Origin of the sequence: Actinobacillus suis ATCC 33415 (assembly GCF_000739435.1) — a bacterium.
In the GTDB taxonomy this organism is placed as follows: domain Bacteria; phylum Pseudomonadota; class Gammaproteobacteria; order Enterobacterales; family Pasteurellaceae; genus Actinobacillus; species Actinobacillus suis.
Genome location: NZ_CP009159.1, coordinates 2,174,636 through 2,190,000, shown reverse-complemented (window position 1 = coordinate 2,190,000; position 15,365 = coordinate 2,174,636). Strand labels below are relative to the sequence as shown.

At 42.4% G+C, this 15,365-nt stretch carries 12 protein-coding genes, 3 tRNA genes and 1 rRNA gene (1 of these 16 cut by a window edge); 2 read left to right on the top strand and 14 right to left on the bottom strand.

Going from position 1 to position 15,365, the window contains the following annotated elements; translation table 11 throughout:
* The 7 genes from ASU1_RS10170 to ASU1_RS10140 form a co-directional block, all read right to left on the bottom strand.
* A 16S ribosomal RNA gene (locus ASU1_RS10170) occupies window positions 1–548 on the bottom strand; it reaches 992 nt to the left of the window's first position.
* Between the two features lie 182 nt (window positions 549–730).
* Window positions 731–807 (bottom strand) — tRNA-Pro (locus ASU1_RS10165).
* A 28-nt stretch (window positions 808–835) separates the two neighbouring features.
* Window positions 836–911 (bottom strand) — tRNA-His (locus ASU1_RS10160).
* 30 nt (window positions 912–941) lie between these two features.
* Window positions 942–1,018, bottom strand: a tRNA-Arg gene (locus ASU1_RS10155).
* A gap of 159 nt (window positions 1,019–1,177) precedes the next feature.
* A complete protein-coding gene (wecG, locus tag ASU1_RS10150) occupies window positions 1,178–1,903 on the bottom strand; it encodes a lipopolysaccharide N-acetylmannosaminouronosyltransferase (protein ID WP_015674281.1) in 726 nt (241 codons plus the stop codon).
* Between the two features lies 1 nt (window position 1,904).
* The gene (gene wzyE / locus ASU1_RS10145) at window positions 1,905–3,221 is read right to left on the bottom strand and encodes an ECA oligosaccharide polymerase (protein ID WP_179130580.1); all 1,317 of its coding nucleotides are present in this window, start codon (window positions 3,219–3,221) and stop codon (window positions 1,905–1,907) included.
* A 2-nt stretch (window positions 3,222–3,223) separates the two neighbouring features.
* A complete protein-coding gene (locus ASU1_RS10140) occupies window positions 3,224–4,294 on the bottom strand; it encodes a TDP-N-acetylfucosamine:lipid II N-acetylfucosaminyltransferase (protein ID WP_015674279.1) in 1,071 nt (356 codons plus the stop codon).
* A 359-nt stretch (window positions 4,295–4,653) separates the two neighbouring features.
* Between ASU1_RS10140 and hcp the strand changes: the two genes are divergently transcribed.
* Window positions 4,654–6,309 (top strand): hydroxylamine reductase, encoded by a 1,656-nt coding sequence (gene hcp, locus ASU1_RS10135; protein ID WP_015674278.1) that lies wholly within the window; start codon window positions 4,654–4,656, stop codon window positions 6,307–6,309.
* 110 nt (window positions 6,310–6,419) lie between these two features.
* A complete protein-coding gene (hcr, locus tag ASU1_RS10130) occupies window positions 6,420–7,439 on the top strand; it encodes an NADH oxidoreductase (protein WP_015674277.1) in 1,020 nt (339 codons plus the stop codon).
* Between the two features lie 73 nt (window positions 7,440–7,512).
* Here hcr and wzxE read toward each other — a convergent pair whose 3' ends face one another.
* The 7 genes from wzxE to wecA all read right to left on the bottom strand — a co-directional run bounded on the left by wzxE (window position 7,513) and on the right by wecA (window position 14,996).
* On the bottom strand, window positions 7,513–8,763 hold the full coding sequence (wzxE, locus tag ASU1_RS10125) for a lipid III flippase WzxE (RefSeq protein WP_015674276.1): 1,251 nt from the start codon (window positions 8,761–8,763) through the stop codon (window positions 7,513–7,515).
* On the bottom strand, window positions 8,760–9,893 hold the full coding sequence (gene rffA / locus ASU1_RS10120; RefSeq protein ID WP_015674275.1) for a dTDP-4-amino-4,6-dideoxygalactose transaminase: 1,134 nt from the start codon (window positions 9,891–9,893) through the stop codon (window positions 8,760–8,762). The genes wzxE and rffA overlap by 4 nt, the downstream gene beginning before the upstream one ends.
* A gap of 15 nt (window positions 9,894–9,908) precedes the next feature.
* Entirely contained in the window at window positions 9,909–10,532 is a 624-nt protein-coding gene (gene rffC, locus ASU1_RS10115; protein ID WP_015674274.1) for a dTDP-4-amino-4,6-dideoxy-D-galactose acyltransferase, read from the bottom strand.
* The gene (gene wecC, locus ASU1_RS10110) at window positions 10,532–11,800 is read right to left on the bottom strand and encodes a UDP-N-acetyl-D-mannosamine dehydrogenase (protein ID WP_015674273.1); all 1,269 of its coding nucleotides are present in this window, start codon (window positions 11,798–11,800) and stop codon (window positions 10,532–10,534) included. Before wecC ends, rffC begins: the two co-directional genes overlap by 1 nt.
* A gap of 66 nt (window positions 11,801–11,866) precedes the next feature.
* Window positions 11,867–13,006, bottom strand: a complete 1,140-nt coding sequence (gene wecB, locus ASU1_RS10105; protein ID WP_015674272.1) for a non-hydrolyzing UDP-N-acetylglucosamine 2-epimerase — start codon at window positions 13,004–13,006, stop codon at window positions 11,867–11,869.
* On the bottom strand, window positions 12,990–13,910 hold the full coding sequence (locus ASU1_RS10100) for a transporter (RefSeq protein ID WP_231951975.1): 921 nt from the start codon (window positions 13,908–13,910) through the stop codon (window positions 12,990–12,992). The genes wecB and ASU1_RS10100 overlap by 17 nt, the downstream gene beginning before the upstream one ends.
* 15 nt (window positions 13,911–13,925) lie before the next feature.
* Entirely contained in the window at window positions 13,926–14,996 is a 1,071-nt protein-coding gene (wecA, locus tag ASU1_RS10095; protein WP_039195548.1) for a UDP-N-acetylglucosamine--undecaprenyl-phosphate N-acetylglucosaminephosphotransferase, read from the bottom strand.
* Window positions 14,997–15,365: the final 369 nt, after the last annotated feature.

Sequence of the window (15,365 nt, the reverse complement as noted above, 5' to 3'; positions counted from 1 at the left end):
CTCGCACCCTCCGTATTACCGCGGCTGCTGGCACGGAGTTAGCCGGTGCTTCTTCTGTAGTTAACGTCAATTACCAAATCTATTAAATTTGATACCTTCCTCGCTACCGAAAGAACTTTACAACCCGAAGGCCTTCTTCATTCACGCGGCATGGCTGCATCAGGGTTCCCCCCATTGTGCAATATTCCCCACTGCTGCCTCCCGTAGGAGTCTGGACCGTGTCTCAGTTCCAGTGTGGCTGGTCATCCTCTCAGACCAGCTAGAGATCGTCGGCTTGGTAGGCCTTTACCCCACCAACTACCTAATCCCACTTGGGCTCATCTCATGGCATGTGGCCTTGCGGTCCCACACTTTAATCCGAAGATATTACGCGGTATTAGCTACAGTTTCCCGTAGTTATCCCCCTCCATGAGCCAGATTCCCAAGCATTACTCACCCGTCCGCCACTCGTCACCCAAGGAGCAAGCTCCTTCGTGCTACCGTTCGACTTGCATGTGTTAAGCCTGCCGCCAGCGTTCAATCTGAGCCATGATCAAACTCTTCAATTCAAAAAGTTTAATCGCTCAATAAACTGCTTAGCTAAAGTTTACATATTACTTCAAAAGTAAAAATGAATTTCTAGTTTAAGCACCTATTAAGACTTCAAAATCAAAAATATTTTTTCAATTAAGTCAATCAACAAGTGCCCACACAGATTGTCTGATAAATTGTTAAAGAACAAAAAATAAAGTGGTCGGCGAGATAGGATTTGAACCTACGACCCACTGGTCCCAAACCAGTTGCGCTACCAAGCTGCGCTACTCGCCGTCAGTTACTCATAAGAGTATGTTTTAAATGGGGTGGCTAATGAGACTCGAACTCACGACAACCGGAATCACAATCCGGGGCTCTACCAACTGAGCTATAGCCACCATTGCCGATTGAATATTGCTTTTGACCACTGGCGCGCTCGACAAGATTCGAACTTGCGACCTTTGGCTCCGGAGGCCAACGCTCTATCCAACTGAGCTACGAACGCTTACGATTTTCATCGTTTTGTTTAGTGCGTCGCAACGGAGGCGTATATTATAGATTTCACCTTACCTTGTCTAGCACTTTTTTAAAAAAAGTTACAAAAACATGTTTGCCTGCTTTTAATTTATTCAAAATGAATAATAATTGTCAATTTTGCTGCTTTTTATAGCTGTTTCGTGTAGTAGTAATATGCAAAGCGAAGTAAATTTAATTGACGTCGCCAACGTGTCGGCTGGCTTAATAAACGATACAACCATTCTAAGCCAAGATCTTGCCAAAGTTTAGGTGCACGTTTAACTTTACCGGTAAATACGTCATAAGTGCCGCCTACACCCATATATAAGCAATCAGGATGGGCTTGTTGAGCTTTTTGCATAAAAAGTTCTTGTTTCGGTGAACCCATTGCGACACTCACAAACTTTGCCCCGCTCTGATGAATTCGTTCAATTAGTGCATCTTCATCTTCCGCTTTAAAGTAGCCGTCTTGTGACCCGACAATATTGACATTCCAAGCGGTTAATTTTTGCTGTACTTTTGCCAATGTATCCGCTGTGCTTCCCACTAAAAATACCGGAACCGCTAACTCGCCGGCTTTCTGCATCAGCGCTTCCCATAAATCGGCACCGGCAACTCTTTCGATTTCTTGTATATTCGGATATTTCTTTTTAATGGAACGGACAATACTAATACCGTCCGCATATTTGTACTCTGCATTATCCAGCAGTGTGCGAATCTTTGGTTGCTGTTCGCTGATAATGAGTTTTTCCGCATTAATTGCAATTAATTTGCCGGTTTTGACCGCTTGCTGGTTCATTAAAAACTCTACAAAGGTCATTTTGTCTTTTACTGCCAGTAATTCAATGCTTCTTATTGTGACGCTTTGTATCATATTAACCTTCTTTTATATGTTTAGTGTTGTTAGCAAGCGAACTAACCAGATAAGCGATTCCCCAACATAACGCAAAAATCACACTGAAAAAACCGAATCGAGAAAAGAAAGCATCGCTCCCTTCTCTAACTAACACAATGATATTGAATACATTGGCAAAGCAATAAGCCTGAATAATTGCCGCTTTGCTGCATTGAGAATGTGTTCTGCCATAATCCAGTAATCTATCGAAAGCTTTAATAAGTAAGCCAATAAATGCCATACCTAAAGCGATCATTGGAAAGCCGCCCATAATATAGAAAGAGCCTAAGAGCGTCGGCGAAATCGCCAACCCGGAAAAATTACCTAATATCTCCCACGTAAAATAATTTGCCGTATTTAAAACATAGTCCGGTCTGTCCAACCATAGCCATTTAGGAATATACACATAAAAATCTCGCACTATCGGCATCAATCCCTGATGTTCCATCGGTTGATCTAAAATTAAGGCAACATTTTCCCACGGCGAGAAGGTGTCGCGTGTTAAATATAAGAAAGTAAATAATGCTTCTTTACCGCTAACATTCAAGCCGTAACGTACCAGTGCTAAGACAAACATTGCACCGATCATCGCCACTCCCGCCATCACTAACCATTTAAAGCTAAGGTAGCGTTTATAAAGACCAATAAAAAAGAACAACACAAATGCCAATGCCATATTGGCTCTGGTGCCACCCACGGCTAGATAAGTCAGCAATCCAAATGCTACGCCGCAGATCAGAAAAGTAACCCACGCTTTTTTATTGTTAGATAGGAAAAACATAATCAGTAGCCCGGGAATAAAGAAATAGAAGAAGCGTTTTAAAGCCACGCCGCTTACCGCTGCGGAAAAGATTTGGTTATATTGCGTAAGTTTAAATAGCAACAGCCCATTCATTACAATAAACGCCACCAAGCTCGCAATCGCAACGCCAGCTAATAGGTAAGCGGTCACTTTTGCTTCAAATTTTGCAAATTTCTGTGGAAATTCGACCGCTTGTTGTCTTGTATCCACTCTTGATAATAATGAAGAGTGATAGATAGCGTAATAGATGAGATAACCGGATAAAGCACTAAATAAAGTGAGCAACAAGCTGTCCGTACTTTGTAGCTCAACATCAAACCCAAGGGATAATGTTAGCGATAACGGAAAACCTAAATAAAAAGTCACAAAATAAATCACACTAAATAATAAGTGGAAAGAAAAAGGCTTTCGTTTATAAGCTATATAGCAAAGCACTAAAAGCAGCCATGCCGACAAAATATAAAATCCACCGAGTAAAGCATATTCCATTATCATAATTATTTTTCACTTACCTGTGTTAAAAGCACTAACCATTGCGTACGATAATTTGGTGCAAAAAAGCTAATCGTACTTTTATCCAAATTTGCCAATTGTTGTTGAGCTTGTGCAAGCTTGGCTGGCGTTATCTCCTCACTATAAAGAAAAGGAACATTTTCCGCTTGCATATCTAGCGTAAAAGGATTGTTACGACATAAAATCGTCGGGATATTTATCTGCGTCAGTAAACAGATGGTCCCGATACCCTGTTGGCGTTCAAAATTAAAATAACCCGCATCGCATTTTGCCAATAGCGCCAAATAGTCTTCAAAAGTCAATTGCTCCGTTAGAATTTCAATTGCATTTTCCGGAAATAATTTGACCGCTTGTTGCCTTACCTGCTCGATATAGTGCTGGTTGTTCGCCGGATAGCCCATTGGAATAATAATGCGAACCTGATCACCTAACTGCTGCTTAAGCTGTACCAATGCATCTAAATGGCGATTGGATCGATCACCGGAATTGCCTAATAAAATGGTTAATGACGAATGATTCGGCGTAATTTCTCGAGGCTGAAGATTTGCCATTTTGGTTGGAAAATATAATACACAGTCTTGTGTCGGATCTCGTTGCAATTTTTGGTGAGCAAAAGCCAGATCCCCTTTCGTTCCCCATAACACCGGCAATTTATTTTGTGCCATACGGCGAACGGGATACATCATTTTAAACTTCCACGCTTTTGAATCTTCATATAAATCCGCTCCCCAAATATGCCAATAGCAACGAGAAGCGGGTAAATTTCCAGATAAAATGGCAAACCAAAGCGGAAAATTATACTGACCATGTAAAATAAATTGTGCCTGCTTATCTAAGCGAGCTGTACGTACCACAGCTTGAGCAATACTTTTTTTCGTATCGAAACAAGAAAGAGCAAGATCCGGATAGGCTATCTGTAACGACTGCTCCGCCACAACATAAAAGAAATGCTGTTGACCACTTAATTGAGGTAACAGTTCATTCTGGAAAAAGCTCAACACCGTATGATTATGGTGTGGAATATCCGAGCCTAGAATGTGATAAATCGGTTTCATAAAATGCTTTCTAACAAATAGAAGATAAAAGGCGACCAATTCTGATCGCCACAATACGTTTAAATTACATGATCATTTCCGATGCAAAATACAGCATCGATTAAAAGTTTATCATATGCCGCTTAGAATCAAAACAAGCGGTCAAAAACCACTAAAACTTTACCAATAAAATTAGGAATAATTTGCAATAAAAATAACCTATACCCTATTTTAAGTAGATAACTACGACTAGATCAAATTCCCTGCATTTTCCAAAATTTTCTGCTTTTTCTCCATTTTTGTTATCGCTATGATTGCGAACATTAATTCCTACTATTTTAGTAGGTTACTTATTTTACTATTTAAATTGGAGTGATTTTATGTACTGCGTTCAATGTGAACAAACGATGGTAACCCCAGTGGGAAATGGTTGTAGTTTCGGTCAAGGTATGTGCGGTAAAACGGCAGAAACTTCAGACTTACAAGACTTATTAATCGCCTGCTTACACAGCCTGTCTGCGTGGGCGTTAAAAGCGCGTGAACACGGCATTATCAACCACGATGCGGACAACTTTGCTCCTCGTGCGTTCTTCGCCACCTTAACCAACGTTAACTTCGATTCAAATCGCATCGTTGGCTATGCGCAACAAGCGATTATTTACCGTAACGAATTAATTAAAGCAATTAGCGAAGTTGAGCCAAATCCAACGCTCAACCACCCGTTAGCACATATTGAACTCAAAGGCATTTCAATTGATCAACTTGCCGAACAGGCTAAAGAATTTGCGTTAGATACCGACCGAGCGGAAATCGGTGAAGAAGTTCACGGCGTGCGTTTATTAGCGCTTTACGGCTTAAAAGGTGCGGCGGCTTATTTAGAACACGCTTATGTGTTAGGTAAATTTGATAACGATTTATATGTGGAATACCACGGATTTATGGCTTGGTTAGGCACAAAACCAAGCGATTTAAACGAATTACTCGAAAAGTCGCTCGCTATCGGCTCAATGAACTTTAAAGTGATGGCAATGTTAGACGCCGGCGAAACCGAAACTTTCGGTAATCCGGTGCCGGCAACGGTAAATATCCGTCCGGTGAAAGGCAAATGTATCCTAATTTCAGGTCATGATTTAAAAGACTTAAAAGAATTATTAGAACAAACCGAAGGCAAAGGTATCAACGTTTACACTCACGGTGAAATGCTACCGGCACATGGCTATCCGGAACTGAAAAAATACAAACATTTAGTCGGTAACTACGGTTCAGGCTGGCAAAACCAACAAAAAGAATTTGCGCGCTTCCCGGGGGCGATCGTAATGACTTCAAACTGTTTAATCGATCCGAATGTGGGCGATTATGCCGATCGTATCTTCACTTGTAACATCGTAGGCTGGCCGGGCGTGGTGCATTTAGAAAAACACAACTTTGCACCGGTTATCGAAAAAGCGTTGGAATGTGATGGCTTCCCATACACCGAATTAGAACACTACATTACTGTCGGTTTCGGTCGTAAAACCTTAATTGACGCATCCGATGCGGTAATTGATTTAGTAAAAGCAGGCAAATTAAGCCACGTATTTGTGATCGGCGGTTGTGACGGCGATAAAGAAGAACGCCACTACTACACCGATTTAGCCTATGCGTTACCGAAAGATACCGCAGTGCTTACACTCGGTTGCGGTAAATACCGTTTTAATAAACTAGACTTTGGTACGATTGACGGCGGCTTGCCTCGCTTATTAGATGCTGGTCAATGTAACGACACCTATTCAGCGATTATGCTAGCAGTTACGCTTTCACAAAAATTAGGGATTGGTTTAAATGAATTGCCACTTTCGATTGTGCTTTCTTGGTTCGAACAAAAAGCGATTATCGTGTTATTAACGCTATTAGCACTTGGCGTGAAAAATGTTTATTCAGGCCCAAGCAAACCAGCATTCTTAAATGACAACGTGATGAATTTATTACACGAAAAATTCGGTTTAAGCGGTTTAACCACCCCTGAACAAGATTTCGGTCATATCATCAATAAATAATCGGCTAATTAAAAAAGAGCGGTCAAATTTCGCAAAATTTTTGCAAATTTAAACCACTTGTAGGGGCGGGTCCAGTGCCCGCCCGAAAAGAACAAGAAGGAATAATTAAAATGGCAAATACCAATAAAAACCCTTTATGTATTAATGAATTACAGGTTTATTCAATCGTACAAGAAGCGCCAAAGGTAAAAACGATTAACTTTATCGCACAGGATTTCTACCCATACCAAGCGGGGCAATATGCGTTAGTTAGCATTAAAAACACACCGCATATTACCCGTGCTTACTCACTTTCTTCTACTCCGGGCGAGAGCCGTTTCGTGTCGATTACCGTGCGTGAAATTGAAGGTGGGGTCGGTTCAACTTGGCTCAACAATGACGTGAAAGTCGGCGACCAAGTATGGTTCTCCAACCCAATGGGCGAATTTTCTTGCCAACAGGTGTTAGCGACTAATTACTTATTAGTCGGTGCTGGCAGCGGTGTTACCCCGATTATGTCAATGGCTCGTTGGTTATTAGCAAATCGCCCGGAAGTGAACTTAACCGTTATCCATTCGGTACATTCGCCGGAAGATGTAATTTTCAAAGCGGAATGGCAAGAGCTACAAGCTAAATATCCGAAACTCAACTTAGTGATTAACGCTTCGGTCGGAGCAACTGAGGGCTTTGCAAGCGGTCGAATTTCAGCAGAAATTATCAAAAATGCGGTGCCGAATGTGAGCGATTACACCGTGATGACCTGCGGCCCTGAAGCCTATATGGTGGCGTTAAAAGATATCGTAACCGAATTAGGCGTGAGCGAAGATCGTTTCTTTACCGAAGCCTTCTTTAATACCACCTTAGCCGGTGAAATCAGTTCGGATAAGAAAACCACCTTAACCATCAACGGTGCAAAACAAATCACTGCAGAAGTACCGGTCGGTATGACCCTATTAGCCGCATTAGAAGCACAAGAACAACCGGTGGTTTCCGGCTGTCGCACCGGTTTATGCGGTTTATGTAAAACTAAAGTAACGGGTGGGGAATATGAAGTGGTACACACTGGTGATTTAACCGAAGAAGAAATTGCACAAGGTTATGTGCTAGCGTGTAGCTGCCGTGTGAAAGAAAATGTGACGATATCTGTCTAACGCAATTCCAACAAACTATTAGCAAGTATTGTTAATGACAAAGCCCTCAGACAGGATGTCCCGAGGGCTTTTTTTAATGTTTCAGGTAATATTTAAATCCTGCCACACATAGTAAGAAATAACAAAAGTAAGTGGCAAAATAGGCTTGCGTTGCGCCTTCCGCACCATGTAACGGAATAAACAAATAGCCCATGCTAACCAATAACGCCAATTGTAAAAACTCGGCTGCCGCATATAATTTTAACGATGCCTTAGCCACAATCAAATAGCCGAACACATACGCCATCACTTTAAAGACATCCCCCAGCAACTGCCAGATAAACAACGGCTCCATTGCCAAAAAATCTTCAGTATAAAGCAATAAGATAATCCAATGCTTAAAGGTGAAAATGGTTAAACTCGTCCAAATAACAGAAATACCGACAAATTTGAGCGCCTTAATCAGCTCTTTCTGCAGCGCAGATTTTTCATGTAATTTAGCGAAGGTCGGCAACAGGTAAACCGAAAATGCCGCCGTAATAAATTGTAAATAAGCATCAGAAATCTTACTCACCCCTTGCCACAAGCCTACTGCTTCCAATGAATGATATTCGACTAATAAATCTCGCATCAACACATAAGCAACCGGCAAAGTTACGGCTGTCAGAAAGACCATCACGCTGAATTTCAGCAACTTCTTCGCATATTTGGCTGAAAATGTAAAATTTCCCCAAAATTTAACCGCTTGTAGTTGTCGACTAAGAAAGTAGCGTGCAGGCAAAAAGACCAATGCCGGTAGCGCAACAAAGCCGACTAACGCACCTTGATAGCCACAACTATATAAACTAATCAGAAAAAAACTTAAGCCTAGCAAAGAGCCGATGATCACACTCAGCGCATTCGCTTTGACGTTACGATAACCTTTTAAGATCGCTAAAAAATAATTGCTATTGGCGATACCGAACTGTGCCAAACCAGTTGCCATAACTACGCTTTGATACTCTTTCGAATAAAAGAGCCATTGACTAATCTGCTCGGCAAATAAGAACAAAATCAACGCCAACACACCGGAAAACGACACAATAATGCGATTGGCAGTTGAGAGCAAAGCGGTTAACTTCTCAGGCTGATGTTCAAATTCCGCCACATATTTGGTGACACCATTAAAAATACCCGCACCGGCAAAAACACCTAACACGGTAATTAGAGTCATAAAATTCGCAATTTGACCTAAACCCGCTGTGCCGAATTGCAACGCAAATAACTTAATCAGTAATAACCCGACGACAATTTTAAATGCGGTAGAAAATGCCGTCCAAAGGGTTGTGCTACTTAACGATTTCATTGATGAAGAAATTCCAATACCGCCTCAATCACAAGGCGTAATTCTGCTTCCGACATATTATAAAATAAAGGTAAACGCACTAAACGATCGCTTTCCGCACTGGTGTATTGATCCTCACCGAAAAAAGTGCCGAATTGTTGCCCTGCCGGGCTTGAATGCAACGGAATATAGTGGAATACCGCTAAAATACCCTTTTGCTTCATCCATTCGATAAAGGCGCTACGTTCAGTTAAATCTTTAAATTTTAGATAAAACATATGCGCATTATGCTGACATTCCGCCGGCACTTGTGGCAGTTGAATGCGTTGGCTTACCACAAAAGGTGAAAACGCTTCGAAATACTGTTGCCAAATACTCAAACGGCGCTGATTGATTTGTTCCGCCGCTTCAAGTTGTGCCGCTAAATAAGCTGCTTGTAAATCGGACATCAAAAAGCTCGAGCCGATATCACGCCACGTATATTTATCTACTTGTCCTCGGAAAAATTGGCTACGATTAGTGCCTTTTTCTCGCACGATCTCAGCACGCTCTACCAATTTAGCATCATTAATTAAGATCGCCCCGCCTTCGCCGCCCGAACTGTAATTTTTGGTTTCGTGAAAACTATAACAACCTAAATGGCCAATTGTGCCTAACGGTTTGCCTTTATAAAATGCCATCACGGCTTGCGCTGCGTCTTCCACCACATATAAATTGTGTTTAGCCGCAATCGCCATAATGCTATCCATTTCACAAGCAACGCCGGCGTAATGTACCGGTACGATAACTTTGGTACGAGAGGTAATCGCCGCCTCAATTTTCGTTTCATCAATATTCATCGTATCCGGACGAATATCGACAAACACAATTTTTGCCCCTCGCAACGCAAATGCATTTGCCGTAGAAACAAAGGTGTAACTTGGCATAATCACTTCATCGCCCGCTTGAATACTCAGCAAAATTGCCGCCATTTCAAGTGAAGCGGTACATGACGGCGTTAATAGCGCTTTAGGTGTACCGAAATGCTGTTCAAACCAGCGTTCGCATTGCTTGGTATAATAGCTATCGCCGGATAATTTTCCGCTATTAATCGCATTCTGTAGATAAGCCAATTCACTGCCAATGACCGGCGGTTTATTAAATGGAATCATATTTCATCACGTTATTTAAAGATAAAACCAATAGCTTGCCTGCTGAAGCGAAGCGCCTAATTTCTGATACAAGCGAATAGCGTTTAAGTTGCTCGTTTGAGTGGCAACCGCGAATGTTTCCGCACCTTGCTGTTGCGCCCAATTGATTGCCGCCTGTAATAATTGACTGGCGATACCTTGTCGGCGAAATGATGGCGCAACCGCCAGTAAACCGACCCGAGCCTGCTTATCTCGGACACGAACGCTAATTCCGCCCTGAATTTGACCGCTTGCCGTTTTGAATACTAAGCAAACGTCATCAAATTCCGCTCGTACCGCATTGCTAATCCACGTTTGGTAAAAACGTTGATTTTCTTCTGCGGAAAACCACGGCGCTCGAAAGCGACTCATAGGAAATGCCGTACCAAACAACGCTTGTAATGAGACAATATCCGCTTCGGTCGCCAGCTGATAAGCGGTCGTTTTTGGCAAAAAATTTACCAATGACAAACAGAAGTCCAGTTCACCTTCAACAAACTGAAACCCTTGTTGCTGTACCAAGCGAATCCGTTCTATATCGTCTGCTGCGACTTTGATTTCGTAAATGTCCCGCCCGAAAAACTCGGATAACCATTGATTCGGTGCAATTTCACGCTGCATTATTTTATCCATACGCCTCTTGTATCGACTAACCAGCGCTGCGGAATTACCTCGACCGACAGCGCTTTAAACGGTTGATGATCCACCAACAAGACTAAAATATCCGCCTGCTGCAACGCTTGTTCAAAACTTAATAGCTTGACTTTATCTTGCAATTTTGCCGGTAAGCGAGTGATATTCGGTTCCACCGCAAGCACCTTACCGCTGTGCCAATTTGCAATATTTTCGGTAATTTCAACCGCTGGGCTTTCACGCAAATCATCAATATCCGGTTTAAATGCCAAGCCTAAACACGCGATTTTTACCTCACTCGGTTTAACGTTTTTCTCCGTTACACAATCCGCTAATGCCGCTTTTACTTTATCCATCACCCAATGCGGTTTGCTGTCATTCACTTCTCGTGCCGTACGAATTAAACGCGCCTGTTCCGGTGCTTGCGAAACAATAAACCAAGGGTCAACCGCAATACAATGCCCGCCGACTCCTGCACCCGGCTGCAAGATATTCACTCGTGGGTGGCGATTCGCCAGCTCAATCAATTCCCAAACACTGATTTGCAATTTATCGCAAATCATCGACAACTCATTGGCAAAAGCGATATTGACGTCACGGAAGCTATTCTCAGTTAATTTACACATTTCCGCTGTGCGGGCATTAGTCTGAATACATTCGCCTTTTACAAAAAGTTTGTATAAATTGACCGCTTGTTGTGCGCATTTAGCACTTAGTCCGCCAATCACGCGATCATTTTGGAACAATTCCACCATCACTTTGCCCGGTAACACACGTTCCGGACAATATGCGATACGAATATCGGCAGCCTCTCCGGCTTCATTCGGGAAGCTCAAATCCGGTCGAATTTCTTTCAACCACTGGGCTAATTGTTCCGTCGTGCCAACCGGTGAAGTCGATTCTAAAATCACCAAATTGCCTGCGTTTAAATGCGGTGCGATCGCGCGCGCGGCGGCTTCAATATAACTCAGATCCGGCTGGTAATGATTTTGGAAAGGGGTAGGAACGGCAATAAGAAAAGCATCGGCAGGCTGAACCGAAACACTTGCAGAAAGTAGGCCTTTTTCGACCGCTTGTTGTACTGCTTGATCTAAATCCGGTTCAATAATATGAATCTTGCCTTGGTTAATGGTATTAACCGTATCGGCATTAATATCGACCCCTAAAACTCGGCAGCCTGCTGTTGCAAACGCAGCTGCAGTGGGTAGCCCGATGTAACCTAAGCCAATTACTGAAATGGTATTAAAAGTTGTCATTTGCTGATTTCCGAAAACCACCATATAACTACAGGTGGTAAAAAAGCTTTGTGGATAGCACAAAGCTTATGAATAGAAAGTTTGTTTAATTGCGGTCACAATACGCTGGCAAGCCTGACCGTCCCCATAAGGATTATGCGCTTGCACCATTGCTTGGTAGGCATTCTTGTCTTGTAACAAGCGTTCTACTTCCGCAATAATTTTTCGGGTATCTGTCCCCACCAAACGTACCGTACCGGCTTTTATCGCCTCCGGACGTTCGGTGGTTTCACGCATCACCAATACCGGTTTGCCTAACGCCGGCGCTTCCTCTTGAATGCCGCCGGAATCGGTTAAAATCAAATAAGCACGATCCATTAGATAGACAAACGGCAAATAATCTTGCGGCTCAATTAAAAAGATATTCTGAATGCCGGCTAACAAACGGCTGACCGGTTCGTGTACATTCGGATTTAAATGTACCGGATAAACAATTTGTACTTCAGGATACTGATTCGCAAGCTCAACCAATGCTTGGCAAATACGCTCAAAACCTTGTCCGAAACTTTCTCGGCGATGCCCCGTTACTAAAATCATTTTTTTAGTATGATCCAAGAACGAGTAACGTGCGGCTAATTGTCTAGCAAGCGGTTCATTATGACCAATTTTTTGCAAAATACTCAAAAGCGCATCAATCACCGTATTACCTGTCACCCAAATAGATTGCTCCGCTTTACGCTCTTGTAATAAGTTAGCTTTCGCTTCTTGGGTTGGCGCAAAATGATAGTTGGCAAGTACACTCGTTAAGAGGCGATTGCCCTCTTCCGGAAACGGCGAATACAGATTACCGGTTCTAAGCCCTGCTTCAACGTGTCCAACCGGAATTTGCTGATAATAACAAGCTAATGTTGTGGCAAATGTCGTGGTGGTATCGCCATGCACCAACACAATATCCGGACGATACTCTGCAAATACCGCTTGTAGTGCTTGCAAGATTCGCACGGTAATATCGGTGAGGTCTTGTCCGGATTTCATCACATTCAGATCAAAATCAGGCTGAATCTCAAACAGTTCCAATACCTGATCCAGCATTTCTCTGTGTTGTCCGGTGACGCACACTTTGGCATTAAATGCCGGATCATCCGCCAACATCTTCGCCAGCGGCGCCATTTTGATCGCTTCAGGACGTGTACCAAAAACGGTTAACACATTAATTTGTTTCGCCATTACCTTGCTTTCTGCTCAATAAACCCGAAAAAGAAACCAGCACGATACCGAATAATAATCCGCTTAATCCGCCAATCATTAACCAAAGTGATTGATTAGGAGAATGGGGTGAAAGCGGAACATTCGGTGCTTTGACGAAACGGAATGCCACCAATTTATCATCCAACGGTTGTACCGAACGCATTAATGCTAATTTACCGTTCCAATCTTGTGCGGCTATTTGATTGCCTTGTTGCGTTGCACCTAATTTAATTTCCGCTGCGGTCTTCACTTGTTGAAATAAGATTTTCCATTTAGCAATCAGTTCCGCATTTAAGGTTTGTTTTGTTTGCTGATTAGCAAAGGCAATAAATTGGCTCAGCAACTGTTGCGCTTCTTCCGGATTGACTGACGATACGCTTAAACGATCCGCCGGGTGACGTTTTGAAGCATTATCAAACACAAACTGGGTTGCCATTTGCTGTGCCATTACCGCAATCGGCTTGTTTTCAAGCTGAGCTTTTAACTTCACGATTTCCGTTTGCGCTAAGAAATTTACTAACACATCTGCCGAAGTCAGATTTCGTTTAAATTCCTCATACGTCGTCTGTACTGCAAGTTCTTCCGCTTTTTGCGACACCGCCGGTGCTAAAGAAAGCGCACTTTTATCATCTTTTAAAACGTGGTAAGTAACATTATCACCGCCGTTTAAAAAACTATAAGTCGAATACAGTGCATAGTAATTACCAAGCTCTAATACTCTCGGCTGATCAAACTGTGCGACCGATTTCCATACTGGTGTTTGTAACTGCGCTAAGCCAAAAGCAGCGCCCGCACCGATGGCGGTAGTGAAAATAAGCGTTGTCGCACCTTTACATAATCTTTTGAAAAAGGCGCTTAGGCTGATTGATTGCTGTTGTTGCATAACAAAACCTTATGATTATTGCTCAAGTTTCAGCTTTCTTTTTGCTCTACGTTTCATTCGACGAATCAAACGAGTAACACGCCAAGCATGCGTAATTGAGTAAGCATAGATAAAGAACAGCGCAATAAAACCAATAGTCATCACCCACTGGTTCCAATAGTAATATTCACCTAACACACCGATGGTAGAACAAATTGCCGCCCCGAAGGTAATCACCGCTAACGCTTGGCGCGAAGTTAATCCCGCACGCATCATTAAATGGTGTAAGTGTAAGCGATCCGGTCGAAACGGGCTTTTGCCCTTTTTCAAGCGGCGAATAATTACCGCTACCATATCAATTAGCGGCACAGCAATCAGCCATAAACCGGTAATCGGGCTAATCGTATGCCCTTGTCCTTGCGTGCTGAGTAATAGAATCCAAATAATAGTAAAGCCGATTAAGGTACTGCCCGAATCGCCCATAAACACTTTCCATTTGGCACCGAAGACACTGAGGTTAAACAGCGCATACGGAATCAATACGACAATAATCGCAAAGCACCAATAAGCTAAGGTGTATTGTTCATCCAGCCACATCAGCACACCGATACCGGCAAAACTGGCGCTAGAAAGCCCTGCCAATAAGCCGTCAATTCCATCAACCATGTTAAAGGCGTTAATCACCCCGATGGTCACTAACACAGTGAAAATAATACCCAACACCCCGAGTTCAATACTAAACGGCGCAATTACCTGACCTAGACTATCCAACGAAAGCCCGTTATAAATCATCAAACCGGCTAGCGTTGCTTGAATAATGGCTCGAATAAACGGACTGACATCAAAGCGATCGTCTAATACACCGATAATCAGCAAAGACGTTACCGCCGTTAAATACAGCCACGGTAAGCGCATATCTTGCCATTCCATAAAATAGAAGGTGAGATTACCTAAAAATAAAGCAATACCGCCGATTAATGGAATAAGCCCTTGGTGGCGCTTACGATAGTTAGGTTTATCCACCAAACCGATTTTTTCCGCCACAGGGCGCATAAAAATGAGACTGGCGAACGAGACAATAAAAACAGCTATAAAAGTAAGCCACATAAAGGGTTTACTCCCTCAAAACGAATGTACAAAAATGCGTGCAGAATATCATAAAGGGGCGGACTCTCAAATTTTTTTAGGTTATTTGGGCTTTTTTTTATAAAATGGATAAATATAAAGTTTGCTTTATTTGGTTTAATCATAACCTTAGAAAATCAGTTACATATTCTCTCCATTACTTTTCTTTGCTTCGCCAAAGAAAAGTAACCAAAAGAAAGGCGATCCTACTTCACTGCTTATCTTCACTTAGTTGTAATTTGTTTAACGGAACATTTTAGATTCGCTTCGCTCAAGAAAAATGTTCCTACAAATTTCAACACGCTCAGGCAGTTCAGAAGGGAACTCATAGCGGTTATTTTTAAACTATTT